Below are 14,932 nucleotides of genomic sequence, written 5' to 3'. Positions count from 1 at the left end.
GTTTCAGTCTACGCCTAAAATTTTAACTTTTCTCTAAATCATGAATTTTTTGTGCTAATACTCTTAATTGGTCAATCGTAACTGTAGAATCAAGCAGTGCCCGATCGTATTCCATTTTTAACAGTGGTAATTCAGTTTTAGGGGTTACCCTAATTGTAGTTTGTTCAGGATCAATCAAGTCTTGTTGCTGAAATACAAGTGTTCGCGTGGCAACATGCCGACAAAACATTTTATCATGCGCAGCAAAAATAACAGTCCCTGGATATTTCTGTAAAAACTCTTCTAAAGCAGAAATAGCTGTCATGTCAAGAAAATTTGTTGGTTCATCCAGTAATAAAACGTTATTTTTCCCCGTTAAAATAGCGGCTAATTGTAGCTTAACTAACTCTCCTCCACTCAGTGAAGCAATTTTCTGTGTGAAAAACTCAGCAGAGATTCCTAAAGCACCCATAAACCGGCGCACAAATTGATAATCCAGAACGGCTTTTTGGCGGATAAACGTCCCAACTTCTTCATGTTGTGGTAAACTTATTAAGTTTTGCTTAAAAAAGCCTATTCGTGCGGATTTCGAGATAAAAAGACCTTGTGCACATTTAAAAATCGCGCTGAGTAAAGTTGATTTTCCACTACCATTAGGACCGAGTAGTGCTATTTTTTCACCTGGTTTAATCTTAAACGTGGTTTCCTTCAATAACTTCTTAGACTTATAATTCAAATTAAAACCGGTAGCGCTAATAACTGTTTTACCTTCAAAAGGTGGTAAAGCTGTTTGCATCATCTTAATGTTGAATGGATCGATCGGTTTTGTAATTGTACTCGTGCGGCGATTACGTTTCAATATTTTACGTGCATTTTGTTCGATTTTAGCAGCCGTTGCTTCACGTAAAAACTTAGTATTTTTTCGCTCAAACTGCCCCATCTTTCGTCCCTTGCGAACACTGGCAGCTTTTTGTTTCTTACGTTGCACCGCAGCAGTGATCTCCTTTTGCTTTTTAGTTTGGTTTTGGTACAATGCCCGCTGCTTCTTTTGCTCTCTTGTAACTCGCAACGAATAATCTACGTACTTACCCTTAAATGCTGTAACCCGCTTGTCTTTAATTTCCCAAATACTTGTTGCGACTTTTGTTAATAGATTGCGATCGTGTGAGATAAACAGTAACAGTCCTTGGGATTGCAACAACTGCTTACACAACCATTGCTGATGTCGTTCATCAAGGTTGGCAGTTGGTTCATCAAGAATTAGGATTGACGGTTTTTGTTTAAATGCTCTTTGTAAAACAGCAAATGCAGCTTGCCCACCACTTAACTCAGCAATTTGAACTGGTAACTGTGGAACATAGACTAATTTTCCCTTAACAAGTATGTTCCCGGTATAATTGTTATCTTTCTTAGCCATAATCTTGGCAAGTGTTGACTTTCCACAACCATTACGACCAACAATACCTATTTTCTCTCCCCTAGCTGCTTTTAAATGATCCACATAAAACAGCTGTTGACTACGGATAATCTTTTTTAAATCTTTAAGTATTATTAACGACATCGAATTCCTCCTTTTTGAGGCGGAAAACTAACCGATTATAAAAAAAGTGTCCCCAAATAGGGGACACTGATTCGTACTTGAATCATTGCCACACCGATTGATCCCGCCCAAAAACAACTAGCTAAAATTGTTCTAAGCTTAAAAACCAATTAGATGCGCATTGTTCAAATACCTCGTTCTTTCTTAAGATAAGTTAAGTCTAGCGTATATAACTATATAATGCAACTTAATCTAAAACAGCTTTTTTCCATTTACGGATTTTTGGTCTAAAATTTGTAAATGGAGCAACGGAATTAATATGAATCCATTTCCAAACCGGCCACATTGCCTTAGTAGTAGCCCACTTTTTTTGCCCAGGCTCAAACAAGTCTTGGTTGTCTAAACTTTTGACCCAGTCAATCAAGTGTACCACTGATTTATCTAGCTTCACTTGTAGTTCTTTTAAAGATAGGTCGGCATATTGCCGATAAAAATCCTGATATAAATTACCTAACTCGTTCCATTTATAATTTGGCGTTGGCGTCTGGACTTCGACTCCAGCTAGTTCTTGTTCATCCCAAGATAGTAAAAGTGCTATCCAGCCTAACTGATACGCCAACATTTCAGCTGGCGTCTTATCAACCAGATCAGAACGCTTATTGCCTAAACTGGCTGGAATATCTTTAAATTCCTGAATAAACTTGGTATAGCTTAGGCGAATAGCTGCAATTAAATCTTCTTTTGAAGAGTAGCTTTTCATTTTACCCCTCCCAATTATTTAAGAATTTACTGTTTTCTCACGAATAACAGCAGCAATAACTGCAATAGTAAAATAATTATAAAAACCACACTGAGTACAATAAAAGACATCAATCTAAAATCTGCCGCCGTCCCTAATAAAATAACGGCAAGTGCTGCAACTACAAAAAAAACTAACCAGATAGCACTAATAATCCACCAAGTTGTTACCTTCATATGTTCAATCCTTCCGTAAACCCCAATACTGGCATCCTCATTATTCATACTTTAAACATCTACTAATAAGTTCTACCGTGTAATATTATCTACTTAAATTATAACTAGTTCATTCTCTTCTTACAAATTATTTTTAGAAGAATTACTTGGCAGGTTTTTAATTAATAGTTTGAAAAAGTTACTGTCTGTGCTGAAAGATCAAACTCCGCTCGTGCACCTAAGGGAGTTGTTAACATCGGAACGGTGTGACAGCAATCATAACCATAAATAATAGGAAGATCTTGTCCATCTAGCACCTCTTTTAAAATCACAAGCGGCGTTCTGTTACTGCCGCAATCATCGAAAAGAGCATGTTTACCTAAAACAATACCTTTAACAATATCAAACACACCAGCATTTTTCAACATTGCGAAGTTTTTTTCAACTGTTGCTGCATCTTTTTCTGCATCTTCAATAAATAATAAATCATCACTATGCAACTTAGGGAAATATTTAGATGCAATGATACCGTAGATCGTATTTAAATTACCGCCTATTATTTTACCGCTTAGTTTTCCTTCTCGACGACCAGTATATCCCCATTTATTTTTCAGTTGTTTTTTAGCTCTTTGATATTCATTCCAGTTTAAAGCTTCATCAGCCCAATAAGCTGGAGCGTTTAATGTGACCGTTTGGCAGTTATTAGTCAGAATCTTTATAAAAGCCGCCCATGTTTGATCTACAAAAGGTGGCCATTCACCAAATGATGCTACCAATGCAGGCCCATATAATACCCGACAGCTAGGAGCCTGTGACTTAACTGCCAACAGTAAAGCAGTTGCATCTGAATAACCAACGAAAGTCTTAGGATGCTGTTGTAGATAGGCATAATCTATATACGGTAGTACAGCATTCGTATTGGTGCCACCAATTGTTGCCATGATCACATCAACATCTGCATTATGGATAAGTTCATTGATTTCTTGTGCTCTTTCCAAAATCGACCCAGAACGGTAATAGTCCTGTTTTCCCGTCAGAGACCCCGCAACCAGCTGAATATTCTTTTTTGTAAGATATTTTTTCGCACGTTCAAATCTAAGCGGCGAAATTGCTGTAATCGGAGTTGATGCTGAATAATAACCAATCGTTAATCTTGCTGCTTTGTCTTCTTTGCTCAATTTAAATAACCTTCTATCGTTGTCAAACGTTCTTCCAATGTTTCATCATCTGTAAAAACAGCATCTTCATTTCCTAATAGATCCTCGTTTTGCCACCATTGAGTTAATATTTGTTCTGAAAAAGGGAGTGCTTTTAAATTATTTCTTGTAACTGTCTCTTTAAATGAAATATTAAAATAAAAATTTAACAATTTTGGCCCATACTCTTGCTTAAGAGCTTCTAGAAAAGACTGGTAAACACTCCTCTTTAGTATTCCTTCAATAATGATGTAGTCAGTGTTAACTGTTCCCCAATTAATAATATTCTTAAATAAACCAATCGACATATTTCCTATATGATCTGGCTCAGCTAACATTTGTTTTCTTAAAACATCTTGACTTAGCAATAATACTCGCGGTGAAAGAAACTCTTTTAGGCTCTTGGCTGTAGTCGTCTTACCTGAACCGGAATTACCGCGCAATAAAATTATTTTTTTAATATATTACCCCTCCTAAATCCGCCAAAATTAATAAGTAAAATCTTTAGCCCACTAATCGTATCGCCGCTTAACTCCTGCTTCAATAACTACGTATTATTCAGTATAACATTTTTATACACTTGTTCTCGTCTGATAACACTGTTATCATATTGGGAGGAGGGATTTATTTGGTAGCTAAAGATTATAGCGATACGAAAAAAACAATTATTGCTACGGCAATTAAGGAGATTGATACGAGAGGATATAAAGAACTTTCTCTTCGAAAACTTGCTGACAGTTGTGGGCTTACAACGGGAGCATTTTATAGACATTTTTCAAGTAAAGATGAATTATTTACTTCACTAATGTTTGAAATTTCTGCAGATTTTATTAAGGAGAACAGTCATAAAAAAGAAAATTTACCAAAACCACGTGAAGAACTTCTTCTTTTAGGTAAAAATATTTTTAACCTTTTTGAAAAACAAGGAAACCTACTTGATTTTTTATTTTTTAATCCAGTTTCAATGACTGTTTATGCACAGAATAATAAAGAACAAGACAACTTTCCACTTCTGAATAAGGTTCATCAATTGATTGCTTGTATAATTAAAGATGAGTCCCTAGATTTAGATCCTAGCGAAACTTTTATTAAAATTTGGGCTTTTTTACAAGGATATATACTTCTAGTCCACAAAGGCGTAACTGAATTCAGCCAGCCTCTTTTAGCCAGCACTTTGAACAGTTTATTAATAAAGGAGTAATAAAATATGGGACAAACTTTAATTATTTACTGTCATCCATACGACAAAAGTTTTAATCATGCTATTTTAGAAAGAATCCTAAAGGATATGAATCAAAGAAGGGCAAGATATCGAGTAATAAATTTGTATGCGGAAAAATTTATGCCTTTTTATACTGAGGCAGAACTTGCTCTCTTTAACACAGGGAAAACACTCGATCCACTTGTATTACGTTACCAAGAAATGCTAAAAGAAGCCGACCAGCTCATTTTTATAACACCTATCTGGTGGAATGATCTGCCCGGTATGCTAAAGGGCTTCATTGATAAAGTTATGAAGAAAAGATTTGCTTATTTGCCAACTAAAACTGGAATCGCAGGGCAATTAACTAATATAAAAAAAGCATATGTTTTCACGACTTCAACTTCGCCGACATGGTATTTAAAATTTTTCTGTGGAAACTCGATCAATAGAACTTTTGTTAAAACAACTTTAAAGCAGTTGGGGATTAAAAATACCGTTTGGCATAATCTAGGTGGAATTGACTCGAAATCACCAACGCAATTGCAAACATACTTAGCTACTATCTCTAAGCTGATATAGCTAAGTTGGGACTAATCGTTTAAACCAACATAGTTTGTAAGCTACGTCTGAATTATTTATTATTTATTATTTAATTATTAGATAAATAAATACCTTATATAAAAAATAAACTTTATGCAAAATAAATAAGGAGCTGTGCTAAAAGTTAAATTTGGCACAGCTCCTGTTTTATTCCGTATAAACGTGTTCCATAAGTCAAATTTTCCCGACTTTGTACTGCCTTATTGTTTTTCTCACGACTATAAATCTCGACTCATTGTAATATCAGTTGGGGTAAAGCCTAATTTCTGATAAACATGTATTGCGCGTGTATTTTGACCAAAAACATGCAAGCCAATTTTTTTAAAGCCTAATTTGCGTGCTTCAATAAAAATAGCACCTAAAGCTTGCGTACCGAAACCTTTGTTCTGAAATACTGTATCGATCGCAAAATCATAGATAAAAGCGTTGCCTGGTTGATGTGTATTGTTCGCAAACCAGAGATAGCCGATTGTTTCTCCATCCTCTTCAAAGGTATAGAAGTAATTATCTTTTGTTGCAAGCCCCTCTGGGAGAAGTCGCCGATACTCCTCTTTTGCCAACTGTAACGCTTCACTAGCAGGCCACGTACCTGCTTCCGTTTTTTCAGCTGCATATTCTTTGATAGTACCGATAATATACTTCTCATAGTTTTTCTGAGACATTCTTACAAGTTTCATCCAATTCTCTCCTAGCATAACCGTAATTAATAAACCGCTAACTCCTCTTTAGTCAAAGGTTAAGACCAGTTTGCCGACAGCGTGCTTAGTTTGATGGAACTTCCTTAAGTTAGTAACCGTAAAAGGAGCACTCTCAGCTATTTTAACATAAAAGCTGCCGGTAGAAACTTGATTAAGTACAGCTTCTAACTTTTTCCCTTTTGACTTTAAAAAATAGAGTTGAACACGTGTATCAGCATCATCAGAAACTGTTGAAATTAATTTTCCGTTAGGTTTTAAAACAGCTAATGAATCTTTTAAATTTTGCCCACCGATCGTATCGATTATTTTATCTACTGGTGGAACTACATTTTTAAAATCTTCCCCACGATAATCAATCACCTGCAACTGCTTATCAAACTGTCTTAAAAAAATAGCTCCCTTACCACTTGCAGTCGTATAAATTTCCTTAGGGTGATACTGACGTGCAAATTGGATAGCCGCAAAACCAACACTGCCTGAACCGCCGTGAATTAGCACACGCTCCTTTTCCGTTAACTTCAGTTCATCATGCACAATCTGATACGCTGTTTGAACACCTAATGCACAAGCTACAGCCTGTTGATAAGTAACATTCTGCGGTATGTGTGCTAGTTGGGACTGTCCAATAGCCACATACTCAGCGTAGCACCGTAAATGTGGACTGGCAGCAACCCGTTCACCCACTTTAAATTCTGTTACTGCTTCACCAACTTGCACAATTTCACCTGCAGCAGAAGAACCAGCAACTAACGGTGGAACCTTCTCACGTCCTTTTAGGCCTGCCCGAAAACCAACATCATAAGGATCGATCGCGACAGCATGTTGTTTAAGTAGTACCTGCTTTGGCTTCAACTTCGGAAGTGGCACTTGTACAGAAACGAGGACATCGACATCTCCATAATCCTTCATCTGGATAGCATACATTTTAAAATCATCCTTTCTATTTAAAAATCACATATTAAAGCGTTTCCTAATGGTGATTATAGCATAGTAGATTTATAGAGCTTTTTAGGCAAACATAAAAAACAAGGTTTAAGATAGAATTTTTTATCTTAGACCTTGTTTTAAATAAAAATAATATTTGACTTTGAACTAATTCCAGACCTTTTTAGCTGTTTCGATAACCAGCTTAATTTTTGCCCATTGTTGATTTTCATCTAACTTATTACCTTCTTCAGTTGAAGCAAATCCACATTGGGTACTCAATGAAAGGTTCTCTAATGGAACATATTGTGCAGCTTCTTTAATTCTCTTTATCAAATCCGCTTGACTCTCTAACTCAGGTTTTTTACTTGTCACCAATCCTAAGACCACTTGCTTTCCATCTGGAACAGCAACCAATGGTGCAAAATCGCCTGAACGATCATCATCAAATTCTAAATAGAATGCAGCGACATTCTCTCTTGCAAACAACTGCTCTGCAACTGGAGCATAACCACCTGATGCTGCCCAAGTTGAATGATAATTTCCCCGACAAATATGAGTGCTGATGCGCAAATCGTCTGGAAGGTCAACAAGTGCTGCATTATTCAATTTTAAATATAATTTCTGCAACTCAAGTCGGTCGAATGCCCCATTAGTCATTGCTTTCCAGAAGCCCTCATCGACGATCATCCCCCATGTACAGTCATCCAACTTTATGTCACGGCAGCCTAAATCATAAAGCGCAATAATTAAATCATGGTATGCTTGCCCAATGTCCGTAATTAGCTTGGTTTCATCAGGATAATATTTCTTAGCCGCTGCTTCATTTTCTTCCCCCCGAACAAGTTCTGCATAAAACTGTGCTGGTGAAGGAATACTTTGCCGTGCGGTAACGTCTCCATCATCAGCTATCAAGTCTTGCAGAAATTGATACGCCTTGACATCTGGATGATCTGCCTGAAAGGCTATTTGCCCTGTAATTCTTGCAGAATCGGCACGCGTTTCCTCGTCATGGAAAAAATAACCATGTTCTGGGATAGTATGTTTAATTCCCTTAAAGCCCCAAAATGTATCTAAATGCCAGTAACTGCGCCGAAACTCTCCGTCCGTCACAATTTTCAAACCTGCTTCTTTTTCTTTTCTTACTAAATCTTTGATCGCATCATCTTCAACTACTGTTAATTCTGAATGGGTGATGTGCCCAGCCTCAAATTGTTTCCGCGCTTGTTTCAATTGTTGTGGGCGCAGAAAACTACCGACGATATCATAATGTAATTTAGTTGCTGTTGTATTAACCATAATTGCTTAATCTCCTTTTTAATATCTATTACAAAAACTGTGATCACCATCTTATTTAAAGCTAAAAGTGTCACCTCTTTTCCATAAAATAAAAAAGCGCCCCTAGGTCATAGATCACTAAGAATCTAAACCTAGGGACGCGAGTTGTTTTCACGTGGTACCACCCTGATTCAGTAGCACATCACAGTGCTACCCTCAATAAGCACACTTAGAAAGAGCTATGCTTAGATATGATAACGAATATCAAGCGTAGATAGCTTATTTTAACTTCTCAAAACTCACTATCTTCAGAATCACTAAAGACCATCTTCATCAGTTAGAACTATACCGTTTTTCAGCATACCGGCTCTCTATGATAGTTCTAGCACTGATTACTCATCTTTTTCTAATGTTTTTTTAATTCTTGGCTATAAATATATCTCTTACTCTTACGAATGTCAAGTAATAATTGCTTATCTTTTTACACTCAAAAAGTAACTACCTAATCAATTACTGAGGAGTATTCGCTGCGTCTGGTCCTGTAACGCCTGTTTGTAAAATGTATTCATTTATTAACTGAATGATCTCCTTATTTTGTGGTAGATCTGAATGTTGTGAATCTTTACCAGTAACGGTGATCTTAGTATATTGAGCAACCTGATTTTGAAAAATATATTTACCTGTGCTAACACTTGTTGAAGGTACGATCCCATCTGTCGTATAGTTTGTTGTTCCATCAATTGAGTAAACCGCTAAACTGCGTGGCAATTTTTCTTTACGGGAAATCAGCTCCTGTAAAATACTAGTTTGTTTATTCATGTTAGTTTCTGCAAAATTATATGGAGTTCCAATCGTCATTAATCTATCTAAAAGCAGTTTATTTTGATCCAAATATTTTTCTAAGAAGAGTGTGTAAACTAGTCCACCATTTGAATGACCGATACCTGAAAAATGATTAAACTGATACTTTCGTGTTAAGTAGTCCATTGCCAGTGCCATCCATTTAGCCTGTTTTTGAATATTTCGAAACCCGTCATGGTTATTTTGAAAAGCAATTACAATAAACGGCCTGGTATCACGTGGAAAGATTTTTCCGCTGATACGTAAATGATTATTTTCTTTTACTGTGATCTTTAATAAACTTGTTTTTTTATTTCCTGTATTCAAGTTGTCAATCAAGCCATCAAAACGATTTTCAGTAGCACTTGAACCGGGGACCAGAATAATTGGGTATAAGCGCGATCGATTTTGAACACGTTCTTTTGTAACATGACTTTTGGTCCAAAAGTAAGCCGGTAGTCCTACAAGGGCAACAAGGATCACAATGATTATTATTAAAAGCTTAAATGACTGCATGACTGTTTTTTTTCTCATTTTTACTCCGTCCCTTTCTGAATTCGATAAAGTGTTGTTTCTGTCACCTTAAAGAACGGATAATACAAGAGCATGCTAACCAAGAGAACTATAAGCGTAAAAAGTAATGCATCCCAGTTGCCATTAGTTCCCATAAAAGCATTTAGAATAGTTGGTGTATTCAATGGAACCTGATAGACTGCCGGTGGAATGAGGTTCAACTTTATTGCACCAGCAGCTAATAAGATACTAACCGTCGGAACTATGAGGAAAGGAATTAAAAGGATTACGTTGAAGAAGACAGGAACACCTACTAAAAAGCTACTATTAAGGTTCAAAAAAACCGGCAAAAAATTCTGCCATGCATTTCGTCGCCGTTTACGGTAACGCGAAAATAAGATAAAGAGCAATAGTAATGCCATTATCTGTCCATAACCACCTAAGACAGCGAATGAGTCGCTTAAACTATAAATGTTCAATGGATGCGGTAAGCCCTCCAAGTTATTCTTGATTAACGCAGCTGAAAGGTTAGCCCGACTTAAATCACTATCAGTATGTGCTACTAGTATCTGTTCAGGGCTAACAAAACCTAGCCACACCAAAAGGTTCCGTCCGACTTCACGCACAATAATTGTCCCTAGTTGTGTCTGGTCATCACCTAAGAGACTACTAATCTCAGCAAAAAGCGGACCTGATAAACTAGCAAAAAAACCTACATTAAATAAATGCTTAAACCCTCTAAGTACAATTCCCAAAGAAACAGTGGCACCGGCTATTGACCAAAGTGACTTAAAATGTAAAAACTTGTTCAATCCATGATAAAAATAAGCACTGACTAATCCGAGAAAAAGAACTTCAATAAAAGGAATATTACCGTTTAAAATGACTTGGCCTAACCTTGCTGAAGGCATCCGTTTAGTATGGAAATTAAATAAAAAAAGAAGAAAAAGTGCTATAACCATGCTTGGAATAGTTTCTTTTTTACTAAATAAACGTGCACGATACCATGCCACGGCAGTACACAAGAGTAACAAAGTCATACCAAAAACAATACAGCTTAATGAATGAATGATAAAGTTCGCTTGTGGTACCCAGACTTGCCGGTCTAGTCGGTAGATGACATAAAAAAAACCGTGTGGTTGAAAAAATGATAACGTTAGACCTTGTAGCAAAATACCTAGTAATAATAATGGTCCGGTTGTTTTGAGTCCAAAATAGCAACTACGTAACCACAACCATTTTTGTTGTTTATCTTGTAATTTATATAAGAAACTCCATAATCTATTCTCTCGCATTGATCATCCCTCTTTATCTCTCAACTGAGTTGATTGTACCACCAAGAGAGACTTTCGTCGTCATTATTTTAGGTTTTGCAAGTCGAATTTATTTTCCCGAAAAAGAGAGTGTGACATAAGCCGGGAAAATTTGAGTAATAACTCGAAATTACGAACATAGCGAGTACTTTGCTATGAGTAATTCGAAGTTAGACGGAGAATTTTGACTTATGGAACACGTTTATACGCAATAAAAGAGGGACTGTGCCAAAATTTAACTTTTGGCACAGCTCCTTTTAAAAATATAAAGAAAGCCTCTAAAGGGAGAGCATAATACTCTTTTTGCAGTATTCTATAAATAAATATTTACTTTGTTTTTAAGGTCAAATATTGAATTTTCATCGCTTTGTAAGAACCATATATGTTATTTTTTCACCAATGGTAACAACATCTTATGCCATTTTTCAGCAGCGCGTTCTGAAGTTGATACTCCCTCATCCTGATAACCATTTTTTTGATAAAAAGGGATCTTATCTTCTAAACAAGTTAATATGATTGCCTTTCGCTCTGTTTGTATCCCTAATTGAGCAAATGCCGTTAACAACTGTGTTCCTATCCCACATCCTTGAACAGCAGGATGGACAGCTAAGCTTAAGATACTCAAATATTGTGCATCATGCTTATTGGGAACAACCTCTTCATAAGATTTATCCTCTAAGTAACGTTCGTTGGTTGCCGCCCCTACAACGAAACCAATAACATCATCACTATCTTTGGTACGTGCTATTAAAAAACTGTCATTTATAGTTTCTAAACGTGTTCGCATCGTGCTGAGACTTGCTGCTTCTGCTACTGAATATCCGTTTCTTTCAATCTCCATGATTTGAAAAAGCATTTCTTTCCTTGGATGCAGTATTTCTATTTCGATTTTTAACACCTCATTATCGTTAATTAGCCATCATTATACTAAAACTTAGGGAACTTCCTAGTAAATACTAGCATAGTTTACTTCAACAAACATTTTTTCTCCCTCGTTTTCTCCCTTTTAATATTATTTTAATTAATTCGAAGCTAAAGTCTTTTTATTTTTAAGTAATGTGTATAATTTGCACCCTGCTTTTAAGATTGGTAAGCTGAAATTGAAGCTGCTCTTATTAAGATACCTAGATAACCATTACAAGTAGCTCAACTAAGGAAACAATAATAAAAAGCTGGTGTCGACTATGTCTAAAAATAGATTTTTCTTTCCATTAATTGCTGCACTTATTTCCCTTTCACTTGGAATATTAATAATGGCGGCGGCCCAAATCACTCCTTTCGGAAATAATAATCTGCTGATCAGTGATATGGGGAGCCAATATATCGCTTTTTTCAGTTCATTGCACCATACATTGTTAACAAACTCATTTCAATTTTATTCTTTCTCCCAATCATTGGGGGCAAATTTTTTTCCAACTATTGCTTATTATTTAATTAGCCCCTTTAACTTTCTATTTCTACTTTTTCCCAATGCTGCAGTTATTTCTAAAATAGTTACAATTATTATTATTCTTAAAATTACTGCAGCAGCTTTTAGTATGACTTATTTTCTAGAAAGACATTTTAAACAACAACAAATCATGCTAGCAATTTTAGGATCAATTTATAGCTTCTGTGGCTTTGTAGCACTTAATTATTTCAATATTATGTGGCTAGATACTTTAATTTGGCTTCCACTTGTCATTAATGGTCTTGAACTTTTAGTGTCTACTGGCCGCACGAGGAATTTCTTCAGCTGGTTATTTATTAGTATTCTAACTAATTTCTACCTAGGCTATATGACCTGTTTATTTGCTTGCTTTTATTTTATTTATACTTTATTGGAGAAAAGTAAACCACAGCAACATTTTTGGCATGGAAATTTCTCCATAATCATTAAATTCCTTATAAGCGAATTTTTGTGTGCTTTAAGTGCAGCTTTCTTATTACTCCCCACCGCTTTGGGGATGCTGCAAACTGCAAAGGGTGGCAGCTTAAAAGATTTTACGCTTGCACCACAATTTGGTCTTGAGTTTTTAAGTCAGCTCGGTGTTGGCGCTTCAGATTACATGTCACGTTTAGCACATGCACCTAGTATCTTCAGCACAACTTTTGTCACACTACTCACACTCTGCTTTTTTGTTCATCCACAAATTAAAAATTCCAGTAAAAAGAATGCGGCGGTGCTTTTAATAATTCTTTTGCTGAGTATGTTATTCAGAGTAAGTAATAGTATCTGGCATCTAGGTCAGCAACCAGCTGGTTTTCCATTTCGAAATTCGTTTTTTATCAGCTTTATGCTGATTATTTTTGCCTATCAGGCGTGGGAGAAAGGATTGTTAGACCTTGACCGTCGCTGGAAACAGTTACTCCCAATGCTTTTAGCAAGTGCTATTGTGCTCGGTTATCTTGGAAGCTACCTTACCCCGTGGTTCCTACGCCATTATTTTGCACAATCTTTCAAGGGAGAAGAGCTCTTGCCCCAGTCAACGTCGTTAACATCAGTTATACTTAGTCTGATCTTTATTTTACTTACATCATTTTTAATCTTTTGGCCTAAAATCATATGGAGAAAAAGTCTTTTAACCAGTATAATTGGCTTTGAAATTATTTGTAACTTTCTTTTAGCTATGCAAGGAACTCCTTTTGGTAACCAGACGATCTATCAAAAGAATTTTAATCTTGAAGCAGCTCAAATAAAACAGCTTACTCAGTCGTCAAATGAACTTTTCCGAGTAAATAATTCTAATTCTCTAATTAATAAAGCTTACCGTGAAAATTACTATAACTACAATGATCCTTTACTCTTCAACTTCTATGGGATCGATTTCTATAGCTCGACTTTGAATGAAGCTACACGAAAAACATTACATTCACTAGGCCTTTTTAGCAAAAATGTCCGGCGAATTAGTTCACTTGGTTTAACTCCTGTAACAGAGCTTCTTTTTGGCATAAAGTATTCCCTTACATTTGCTGATAAACAACCACTTATCCGCACAAATAATAGTTTTGCCGGTAGTGGCTTTATTGTTTCGCCAGCTTTCGCAACTTTGCAGCTTAAGATGCAGCATAAGTCCAGTGCGATTATCAATCAAGAAAAGATCCTACAAGCACTAAAAAGAAGTAACGAACCTTACTTTAAAGAAGTTCAAATTCAAACAGTAAAAAAAGCAGCCATAGCACCCTCTTCTAATAGCTATAAGTATACCTATATTATCAAAAATAGTGCTGCTGGCCCGGTATATCTTGATAATGCAATTGGACATAACAACTATGTCACAATGCGTGTTAATGGAAGAAAGCTTCCTTTTAGTAGTGAGACAAAACGCCATAAGTATCTTCGCTATATCGGGAATTTTCCCCGACAGAAAAAGATCCAAATTAGTTTCAGCACAAAAAAACCTAATGCTAAGAAGTACATGCATTTTTATAATCTTGATCAAGCTAAATTTCAGGAAGTCGTTAACCAGGCACGACACCAGAACTTTACCCCTCAAATCAGCACTAGTCTTGGCCAAACTAAAATCAGTGGGTCGATTAAAGTTACCTCCCAGCATTCGCAGATGCTTTACCTTGCTGTTCCATATGATAAGGGTTGGCAAGTTCAACGTAATAACAAGACGATTACCCCACAGCGAGCACTCGGAAGCATGATGATCCTCAAACTTAAACCAGGTGATAATCATCTTATCTTAAGTTATCATGTTCCAGGTCTAAAATTAGGTCTACTTATCTCCTTGAGCAGTTTCTTCTTATACGTTCTTTTAGAATTCTATTGGTCGAGTAAGCCATGTCATCAGTATTACCCCAAAAAGGCGCTATTTAAGGATTAACCACCCATTCATAATAATTACAAATAAAGGGTTCTACAATATCTGTTGTTGGTAATAGATTTCTCTATTACTAATGACAGA

General features: G+C 36.1%; 14 protein-coding genes. 3 read left to right on the top strand and 11 right to left on the bottom strand.

Going from position 1 to position 14,932, the window contains the following annotated elements; all coding sequences use genetic code 11:
- Positions 1 to 22 precede the first annotated feature (22 nt).
- The 5 genes from FC81_RS05690 to FC81_RS05670 form a co-directional block, all read right to left on the bottom strand.
- Positions 23 to 1,540, bottom strand: coding sequence for an ATP-binding cassette domain-containing protein (locus tag FC81_RS05690; protein WP_057744105.1), 1,518 nt, complete (start codon positions 1,538 to 1,540; stop codon positions 23 to 25).
- A gap of 226 nt (positions 1,541 to 1,766) precedes the next feature.
- Entirely contained in the window at positions 1,767 to 2,279 is a 513-nt protein-coding gene (locus FC81_RS05685; RefSeq protein WP_057744102.1) for a ClbS/DfsB family four-helix bundle protein, read from the bottom strand.
- 26 nt (positions 2,280 to 2,305) lie between these two features.
- On the bottom strand, positions 2,306 to 2,542 hold the full coding sequence (locus FC81_RS05680; protein ID WP_057744099.1) for a hypothetical protein: 237 nt from the start codon (positions 2,540 to 2,542) through the stop codon (positions 2,306 to 2,308).
- Between the two features lie 113 nt (positions 2,543 to 2,655).
- A complete protein-coding gene (locus tag FC81_RS05675; RefSeq protein ID WP_057744096.1) occupies positions 2,656 to 3,651 on the bottom strand; it encodes a S66 family peptidase in 996 nt (331 codons plus the stop codon).
- Positions 3,648 to 4,118 (bottom strand): P-loop NTPase family protein, encoded by a 471-nt coding sequence (locus FC81_RS05670; protein ID WP_268871909.1) that lies wholly within the window; start codon positions 4,116 to 4,118, stop codon positions 3,648 to 3,650. Before FC81_RS05670 ends, FC81_RS05675 begins: the two co-directional genes overlap by 4 nt.
- Before the next feature lie 179 nt (positions 4,119 to 4,297).
- On the opposite strand from FC81_RS05670, the gene FC81_RS05665 reads away from it, so the two are divergent.
- On the top strand, positions 4,298 to 4,870 hold the full coding sequence (locus FC81_RS05665) for a TetR/AcrR family transcriptional regulator (protein WP_057744092.1): 573 nt from the start codon (positions 4,298 to 4,300) through the stop codon (positions 4,868 to 4,870).
- Between the two features lie 6 nt (positions 4,871 to 4,876).
- Positions 4,877 to 5,452 (top strand): NAD(P)H-dependent oxidoreductase, encoded by a 576-nt coding sequence (locus FC81_RS05660; RefSeq protein ID WP_057744089.1) that lies wholly within the window; start codon positions 4,877 to 4,879, stop codon positions 5,450 to 5,452.
- 239 nt (positions 5,453 to 5,691) lie between these two features.
- Here the strand turns inward: FC81_RS05660 and FC81_RS05655 are convergent, their stop codons facing one another.
- From FC81_RS05655 to FC81_RS05630, 6 genes are all read right to left on the bottom strand, one after another.
- Positions 5,692 to 6,150, bottom strand: coding sequence for a GNAT family N-acetyltransferase (locus FC81_RS05655; RefSeq protein ID WP_057744087.1), 459 nt, complete (start codon positions 6,148 to 6,150; stop codon positions 5,692 to 5,694).
- Positions 6,151 to 6,198: 48 nt separating this feature from the next.
- Positions 6,199 to 7,095 carry an NADP-dependent oxidoreductase gene (locus tag FC81_RS05650; RefSeq protein WP_057744085.1) on the bottom strand — a complete coding sequence of 299 codons (897 nt, stop codon included), beginning with the start codon at positions 7,093 to 7,095 and terminating at the stop codon, positions 6,199 to 6,201.
- Positions 7,096 to 7,263: 168 nt separating this feature from the next.
- Complete coding sequence (locus FC81_RS05645; RefSeq protein WP_057744082.1) at positions 7,264 to 8,394, bottom strand: 5-methyltetrahydropteroyltriglutamate--homocysteine S-methyltransferase; 1,131 nt, start codon at positions 8,392 to 8,394, stop codon at positions 7,264 to 7,266.
- Between the two features lie 489 nt (positions 8,395 to 8,883).
- Complete coding sequence (locus FC81_RS05640; protein WP_057744080.1) at positions 8,884 to 9,747, bottom strand: alpha/beta hydrolase; 864 nt, start codon at positions 9,745 to 9,747, stop codon at positions 8,884 to 8,886.
- A 2-nt stretch (positions 9,748 to 9,749) separates the two neighbouring features.
- On the bottom strand, positions 9,750 to 11,021 hold the full coding sequence (locus tag FC81_RS05635; protein WP_057744078.1) for a PTS sugar transporter subunit IIC: 1,272 nt from the start codon (positions 11,019 to 11,021) through the stop codon (positions 9,750 to 9,752).
- A gap of 403 nt (positions 11,022 to 11,424) precedes the next feature.
- Complete coding sequence (locus tag FC81_RS05630) at positions 11,425 to 11,880, bottom strand: GNAT family N-acetyltransferase (protein ID WP_162254821.1); 456 nt, start codon at positions 11,878 to 11,880, stop codon at positions 11,425 to 11,427.
- A 343-nt stretch (positions 11,881 to 12,223) separates the two neighbouring features.
- Between FC81_RS05630 and FC81_RS05625 the strand changes: the two genes are divergently transcribed.
- Positions 12,224 to 14,851, top strand: coding sequence for a YfhO family protein (locus FC81_RS05625; protein WP_083478767.1), 2,628 nt, complete (start codon positions 12,224 to 12,226; stop codon positions 14,849 to 14,851).
- The last annotated feature ends 81 nt before the right edge of the window (positions 14,852 to 14,932 follow it).

It is taken from the genome of Liquorilactobacillus capillatus DSM 19910, assembly GCF_001434915.1.
GTDB classification, from domain to species: domain Bacteria; phylum Bacillota; class Bacilli; order Lactobacillales; family Lactobacillaceae; genus Liquorilactobacillus; species Liquorilactobacillus capillatus.
Note: the sequence above shows the minus strand (reverse complement) of the source record. Positions and strands in the feature narration are given on the sequence as shown.

What these genes read in the sequence shown, in the direction of transcription:
- FC81_RS05685 (WP_057744102.1), bottom strand. Translation starts at nt 2,279, where the DNA reads ATGAAAAGCTACTCTTCAAAAGAAGATTTAATTGCAGCTATTCGCCTA.
- FC81_RS05655 (WP_057744087.1), bottom strand. Translation starts at nt 6,150, where the DNA reads ATGAAACTTGTAAGAATGTCTCAGAAAAACTATGAGAAGTATATTATC.
- FC81_RS05660 (WP_057744089.1), top strand. Translation starts at nt 4,877, where the DNA reads ATGGGACAAACTTTAATTATTTACTGTCATCCATACGACAAAAGTTTT.
- FC81_RS05690 (WP_057744105.1), bottom strand. Translation starts at nt 1,540, where the DNA reads ATGTCGTTAATAATACTTAAAGATTTAAAAAAGATTATCCGTAGTCAA.
- FC81_RS05635 (WP_057744078.1), bottom strand. Translation starts at nt 11,021, where the DNA reads ATGCGAGAGAATAGATTATGGAGTTTCTTATATAAATTACAAGATAAA.
- FC81_RS05625 (WP_083478767.1), top strand. Translation starts at nt 12,224, where the DNA reads ATGTCTAAAAATAGATTTTTCTTTCCATTAATTGCTGCACTTATTTCC.
- FC81_RS05640 (WP_057744080.1), bottom strand. Translation starts at nt 9,747, where the DNA reads ATGAGAAAAAAAACAGTCATGCAGTCATTTAAGCTTTTAATAATAATC.
- FC81_RS05650 (WP_057744085.1), bottom strand. Translation starts at nt 7,095, where the DNA reads ATGTATGCTATCCAGATGAAGGATTATGGAGATGTCGATGTCCTCGTT.
- FC81_RS05630 (WP_162254821.1), bottom strand. Translation starts at nt 11,880, where the DNA reads ATGGAGATTGAAAGAAACGGATATTCAGTAGCAGAAGCAGCAAGTCTC.
- FC81_RS05680 (WP_057744099.1), bottom strand. Translation starts at nt 2,542, where the DNA reads ATGAATAATGAGGATGCCAGTATTGGGGTTTACGGAAGGATTGAACAT.
- FC81_RS05645 (WP_057744082.1), bottom strand. Translation starts at nt 8,394, where the DNA reads ATGGTTAATACAACAGCAACTAAATTACATTATGATATCGTCGGTAGT.